The organism is Okeania sp. SIO3B5, assembly GCF_010692555.1.
Taxonomy (GTDB): Bacteria; Cyanobacteriota; Cyanobacteriia; order Cyanobacteriales; family Microcoleaceae; genus Okeania.
Genome location: NZ_JAAHHG010000514.1, coordinates 1 through 7,026 on the forward strand (window position 1 = coordinate 1; position 7,026 = coordinate 7,026).

General features: G+C 40.4%; 5 protein-coding genes. 1 reads left to right on the forward strand and 4 read right to left on the reverse strand.

From position 1 onward, the window contains the following. Positions 1–509: 509 nt before the first annotated feature. Positions 510–1,832 carry a four-carbon acid sugar kinase family protein gene (locus tag F6K54_RS36995; RefSeq protein ID WP_293088938.1) on the reverse strand — a complete coding sequence of 441 codons (1,323 nt, stop codon included), beginning with the start codon at positions 1,830–1,832 and terminating at the stop codon, positions 510–512. 535 nt (positions 1,833–2,367) lie between these two features. Then, positions 2,368–2,805, reverse strand: coding sequence for a hypothetical protein (locus F6K54_RS37000; protein WP_293088932.1), 438 nt, complete (start codon positions 2,803–2,805; stop codon positions 2,368–2,370). 334 nt (positions 2,806–3,139) lie between these two features. On the opposite strand from F6K54_RS37000, the gene F6K54_RS37005 reads away from it, so the two are divergent. Beyond that, on the forward strand, positions 3,140–3,880 hold the full coding sequence (locus F6K54_RS37005) for a dienelactone hydrolase family protein (RefSeq protein WP_293088933.1): 741 nt from the start codon (positions 3,140–3,142) through the stop codon (positions 3,878–3,880). An 820-nt stretch (positions 3,881–4,700) separates the two neighbouring features. Here the strand turns inward: F6K54_RS37005 and msrA are convergent. Then, positions 4,701–5,234 (reverse strand): peptide-methionine (S)-S-oxide reductase MsrA, encoded by a 534-nt coding sequence (msrA, locus tag F6K54_RS37010; protein WP_293088935.1) that lies wholly within the window; start codon positions 5,232–5,234, stop codon positions 4,701–4,703. A 676-nt stretch (positions 5,235–5,910) separates the two neighbouring features. Continuing rightward, positions 5,911–7,026, reverse strand: a 1,116-nt coding sequence (locus tag F6K54_RS37015) for a phage tail protein (RefSeq protein ID WP_293088936.1), incomplete at its 5' end; no start/stop codon positions are given.

A 7,026-nucleotide genomic window follows, 5' to 3' on the forward strand; every position in this document is an offset into this window, starting at 1 on the left:
TGAATATCTACAGGAAATTTAAGTTTTTTTCTTGCTCTTAGGTATTCCTGACTGTTCCCTGTTCCCAGTTAAGTGTTCCCTGTTCCCTACCCTTGCTATACAATACCGATGCTACCGGACATGATATGAGAATGAATAGATTTAATACCAGTTTTTAGCTCGGAAACTCTATTTTTTGTCAAAGGGACATTTCCTAAAAAATCTTTTTATTGCACTTATATCATGTCCGGTTGAATAGTTATAAATAAGGGAGTAGGGAGTAGGGAGTAGGGAGTAGGGAGAATAAAAAGATTTGTACTGCAAGTGACTGTTTTGGTTTTTTCCAGATCGCTCTTATCCGGACATGATATTATTATTCGTAACATTCTTTTTTGAAATTGGTATGACAAAATCCTAAAAGCCTTACCAATTAATACTTTTGACTTTTGAATGCATGACTTCCGTGTAGCGGCTCTAGATAATTCCCCCCTTCTCAAAATAGTCAGGGAGGAAACTCTACTTCAGAAAAACTATCGACTCAAACGCTGATAAACTGTCGCTAAACCATCCACATCCCCAACATTACCAGGAAATAAAACAACGGGTAACTCAGGAAATTGAGGATGCTCTGCGGGAGTGCGCACCATCGAACAACCAGCCAACACCTGACCTAATAATCTAGCAGTAGTTAAAGCCAAACCTTTACTCAGAGTATCATTAGAAGTAATCCCGCCTTTACTAATCAAAAACCCAATATCCTCCGGCAAACCCCGAACAATATCCATCAATAACTCGGAAACTGCTACACCAAACTCCAAACGCACCTGCACATTTTCAAAAGTCAATTCCTCACGACTGGTATAAACCACAGGTGTTTTCCCTTCTGCATGAACAGTATGAACTTTTTCGAGTATATTTTTGAGTAAACTTGCTCTCTGCTCCCCAGACTCCTCAACTAAAAGAGACACATTTACTTCTACACCCACTACATCAGACTCTTGTAATAACCTTTCCAACTGTTGGGTAGATTTCTTAACATGAGAACCCACAATAATTACACCTGGTTTCCCACTCCTAACATACTGCCTCATTTCCTCAGCAGCTATAGGTTGATTTCCCAAAGCAGCTAAAGAAGTTAAAATACTTGCAGCACTCCGCAATAGAAACTTTTTACCTTGACTTGCTGCTGCCAATAAATCATTAGCAAACTTGTCTAAGTCGGCTTGAGTTTCTCCATCGACAACTCCACATTGGTTACCAGTCATTTTCATCAAACGTTCTAAACTACCAGAGCGAATATCATCAAGTGTAAATTTTTCTACAGTTTCAGCTTTAATTTTACCTTTGGTTTTTTCTTCCACATAATCAGGTAAATAACTATAGGTGTAGCCAAATACCGAATCTTTAGCAAATTCTGTTTCGTGAACTGGGGTTTCTACACCATTAACCATTAAATAGTGGATGCTGTTGCGGGTGACTCTTCCACCTTCAAAAAATGCTGGAACTAGGAAATGAGCATCAAATGGACCAAGTTCAGCTGCTATGACATCTGTTTCTATGGGATAATGACCCCGTAGAGTAGAATCAGAACGACTAACGACTAAAAAATCTTGGATATTTGATTGAGCGATCGCTTCAGTTAAGTTATGTGTAACTTCTCGTGTTACATTAGCTGCTTGCTCTGGAGTCAAAGCACGAGTATTGGAGAGAATGAAAAATATGGGAGATTCATCAAGTAATCCTAATTTGAGGGTTTCGATATCCCATTTAGTCAGAAGTAGACAACTATGAACAGTTTGGGAACCCGTGGGATCATCATCTAGGACAATAATTTTTGCTTGGCTGGTAGTCATGTTTTTTTGCTCATTATCTATAATAAATAAGTCTATACCGAGATTCTCAAAAAAGTTTCTCTCAGTTTTCACAACTATATCTATAGATATGTTTTTATTGTATTAACCCCTTTTAAGGGGATGAAAAAATATTAAGTTCAATATTTCAACCCTCTGGCTTTAGTCGGAGGTACTGATAACTAATAACCGATCGCTGATAACTGAAATGACCTTCATCTGCATAGCTTTGCGTAGTGTCTTAGGATGTAAGCCGAGTATTTCTTCGCTTCATCTATGTAGCGCGATCGCTCGATCATTCATTAAAAAAACTTCAGTTATTCAAGTTAAATCAGTTTCATTTTAATTTAAGGATATTTCAATAATTTGTTTTGTCACTTTTAAGGTTTTATTTAGCGACCACTCTATTAATTATTTTTATTTTTGTTAGTGACGAAGAGAATATATAAGTTGCACCCAGATCAAGAGTAATATTTAACTAGACAATATATATAAAGTGGTAATTGTAAAAATGCTCCTAATTTCATCAAGGAATTTATTACTGCCCTCTATAAGTTACCTGTTCTTTCTGAACTACCATTCCGTTTATAGCCATACTAAAATGACTATTGTCTATCATAAAAGTTTTACTTCCATCAACAGCTAAATATCCTTGTTTGCCACTAACAGGTAATTCTAATAGTTCATTAGGATTTGATTTAGCACCAGCTACTAAAGTTAATTGACCATTACCATTGCGACAAATATTGGCAAAATAATTTTTAGATTCAAAGTATTTTACTTCAGACCAATTTGCTCCTTTTTTATTGCAAATACGCCATTGTTCGCGGGATGATTGAGCAATCAACATAGATTTTTTTTCAATTTGCTCTGGGTTAGAAGCTAAAACTTTATATGAAGAAGTTAATAAGGCAAATGTACCAAGTGTAAGTACTCCTAGTTGAAAAACTTTTTGATTGATTTTAAGTAAATTCACGTCAAGCTCCTTGAGATATAAAGTAGTACTGAAAATTTATAGCTTCATCACAATGAATTATTATTTTCATTGCTGTTTAACTTCATTAACACTATTGTTGACTAAAAATCAGCAAAAATCAACCTAGAAAATACTGAACTTTTTCCGATAATTTTTTGAGAATAATATTGTTGAACAAGTAGCTCCATCAAATCATCTATAGTCTAATTTTTAAGGAATACAAGCCTTCAAAGTATAGATATTATTACGTTAATATCCCCGATAAATTACGGAATTTTGCTAAAGTTAAGCTGTATTGCAGAAAAATTCCTCAAGACAATAATGGAGATAATAGGTGCAAATTACTAAACGTAACATTGATTTAAGAGTTGATGATAGCTTAATGCGTGTATATGTAGTAACTCCCAAACCAGACGGAGTATATCCGGGTATTTTATTCTACAGTGATATCTATCAATTAGGAAGTCCGATAATTCGTCTAGCTAATTATTTAGCTGGTTATGGTTATGTAGTAGCTGCCCCAGAGATTTTTCATCGTACTGAGCCAGTGGGTTTCATCATTGAGCCAGATGACCTGGGGCGAATGCGGGGCAATGATAATGCACGTCGAACTAAAATAGCTGAATATGATGCGGATACCAGAGCTGTGATTGAATTTCTCAAAACAGAAAGTTCAGTGGCTGAGGATAAAATAGGTGTTATGGGTTTTTGTATTGGTGGGCATTTAGCATTTCGGGCTGCTTTTGAGAAAGAGATAAAAGCCACAGTTTGTTGTTATCCAACTGGTGTTCCCAGTGGTAAGTTAGGTCAGGGAGTGGCTGATACAATTAAACGAATGAATGAAATTCAAGGTGAGATATTGATAGTATTCGGTACTCAAGACCGTCATACACCAGAAGGCGATCGCCAAATTGTAGCTCAAGCTTTGGAACAAGCGAGTATAGCTCATCAAATTTTCTTATATGAAGCGGAGCATACTTTTATGCGTGATGACGGTTATCGTTATGACTCTGCTGCAACTACTTCAGCTTGGTCTCAAATAATACCTTTCTTTAATCGTGTGTTTGACAATTAACTTCCCTGGCGGGAAGTCCCGCGCTCTCACGTTTTGCTAGCGCATAACTTTCCTATGGTCATGCTGCGCAAACGTTAACGGCTGTCGCCGACATGTTTGCGGAGCATTCCGTCAGGAAAAGGCGGAGGATGGTGGCGGCAGCTATTAGGGGAGCATCGTATGGGAAAGCCAGGGCCAAGAGTCGGATACCTCCACAAATAAAACCTTCCTATACCCTTGACAAGCTACGAGGTATGCATGTTATTATCAAGGTCAATACAGGAGGAGGACATCACCTCACACGAAACAGCGGTCATTTTTTCATGACTGAAGAATCCCGCGTTTTCGCGCTATGCACAAAGTCGGGAGTATGTCAATAGAAAGAAAACACTATATTTATAGGACTTACGCATAAACGCTATTGGTAGTGGACTGTTTCACCTAAAATAGTGCATTAAGCTTTTCAATCACCCCCCATTTTCTAATGCACATTTTTAGATGAAACGATCCAGTAGGGTGTGTTAGTGCTAGCGTAACGCACCGAGTCACCATATGTAGTGCCTTTGCGTAAGTCCTGATTTAGTTAATTAATGATAATTGGCGTTGCTGAATCAAGCTATCAAACCTCAATTTGGCAAAATCTAAAATCCTTTTCAGTTAATAGTTAAGTGATTCGTGTACGCGATCCGTCCCGAAATTGCCAAGTCAAGAAAAATCATAGCTACGCATCAGCAACGCCTGATAATTTAGTATAGCTTGGGTAGAACACAGTGAAACAGAAAGTTCACTGTTCCCAACCTACGATCGCCAAACTTATTCTTAATAAGAATACGAAAACTCTTTATGCAGATACCTTATCTGGGAAGTATTTCTTGAGTTTTTGTAACTTTGGAGGAATGGAAAATATACAATAAGGTTGATTAGGATTCTTGTTAAAGTAGTTTTGATGGTACTCCTCAGCTCTATAATATTCCTTCAAATCAACCACCTCAGTTACTATCGGGCTATTAAACGTGCCATTATTATCCAAAGTCGAAATAACTTCTTGAGCAATATCTTTTTGTTCTTGGGAGTGACACATAATAATTGAACGATACTGAGTACCAACATCATTTCCCTGTCTGTTAAGTGTTGTGGGATCGTGAGTCACAAAAAATATTTCTAATATTTCGCGCAGTGATATTTTCTCAGAGTCAAAGGTAATTTTTACAACCTCAGCATGGCCAGTTTTTCCAGAACATATAGATCTATAGTCAGGATTCTTTGTATTTCCTCCAGCATAACCAGATTCTGCTTCTTTAACCCCTGCTACAGACAGAAAGACAGATTCTACACACCAGAAACATCCACCACCCAATACTATTGTATCTAACATGAATTTTTACCTCCAAATTTTGGCTCTAATTTCCATTAAGTATTAATTGTAAACTGATCGGGGAATAGCAATTTTGAGTTCAAATCAGTTATATCATGTCCGGTAGTATCAGAGCGTGTATAACGAAGCTGAACAAAAAAGAGCGATATTGCTACGCAACACTACCGCGATCGCCACTATGCCAAAAAGCTTAAGTATACAGGAGAACTTAAGTTTAGATGAAGCGTGAAAGAAACCATTTAAACTTTAGGTATACTTATAGTTTTTGCTCTAGTCTACCTTTGTGAAAACCGCTAGAATTCAGATTCTAATTTTTTACTAAAAAAAACCTTGCAGGTTTCTAATACCCACAAGGTCTTTTTTTGATTAATTTATGAGAATTGACTATTGACATCCTCCCGACGTTGCGCATGGCGCGACAACGCGGGATTCCTAAACCTTGCGGCCCAGGACTTTCTGCTTCGTAGCACCTGCCTCCAAGGCCAAAGCTCTTTTTGGTCTTACGGTCGCTCCACAGACTGACACTGCTAGCCCAGCAGCCTAAGTCTATTTAGAATAGCATACCCTTAGAAGAACCGCAACATTGATTGGTTTTCCCATGCGACGCTCCCCTTCGGGAGAGCGCGGGTCTTCAACCAACGTTGAGATCAAATTCAATTGTCAAGTCTAAAACACATCAATTTCCAGCAGTACTAACGAATAAGTCTGGTATCTGTCGTGGCTCGTCTGCAAAATTCATTAACTCTGGATCTTCTTGTATTATTTGATTATTTGCACTCAGTGCTTGTGCTTGCAATGCCTGCAATTGTTGGAGCAACGTTACATCATTAGTTGGAAGATCTTCGAGGTCTACAACCTCCCCAGTATTAGTTACAACATCCCCGAACACCGTGTTAGCAGGTACTATGTTGCCATTTCCTAAATCCACTAACAGTGTAGGACCGCCTGCAGGAACAGATTCTACACTTGTAGGTCGGCCAACAGGACTTACACCTATGAGATTTGGAAGAGCAAAGTTAGTGACTCCATCACCACCATATAAAGTTCCTAATACCCGGAATAGAGGCTCGTTTCCAGCGATCGGTAGCAACTGACCTTCAAGAGATAAGAATCCTGGAGGAGCTGCAGTACCAGCAAACAAAACTACTTCTCCAGGGAAGAAACCTGCAGGAGCATTCTCTGTTGCAATTATATAAGCCAGTGGTGGACCTGATGGAGCAGATAGACCAGGAAGGCCAGGAGTACCAGCAGGGCCGACAGGACCTACCGGACCTACGGGACCAGCAGGACCAGCAGGACCAGGAGTGCCAGCGGGACCTATAGGACCAGCAGGGCCGACAGGACCTACGGGACCAGCGGGACCAGGAGCACCAGCGGGACCAGGAGCGCCATCTAATCCCGGAGCACCAGGAGCACCAGGAGCACCATCTAATCCAGGAGCACCAGGAGCTCCAGCAGGACCTACAGGACCAGCGGGACCAGCGGGACCAGGAGCACCAGTAGGACCAGGAGCACCATCTAATCCAGGAGCACCAGGAGCACCAGCAGGACCTACAGGACCAGCAGGACCAGGAGTACCAGCAGGACCTACAGGACCAGCGGGACCAGCAGGACCAGGAGCGCCAGCAGGACCAGGAGCCCCATCTAATCCAGGAGTACCAGGAGCACCAGCAGGACCTACAGGACCAGCGGGACCAGGAGCGCCAGCAGGACCAGGAGCCCCATCTAATCCCGGAGCACCAGGAGCGCCAGCAGGACCTACAGGACCAGCCGGAAGAGCACCCGGCTGAAC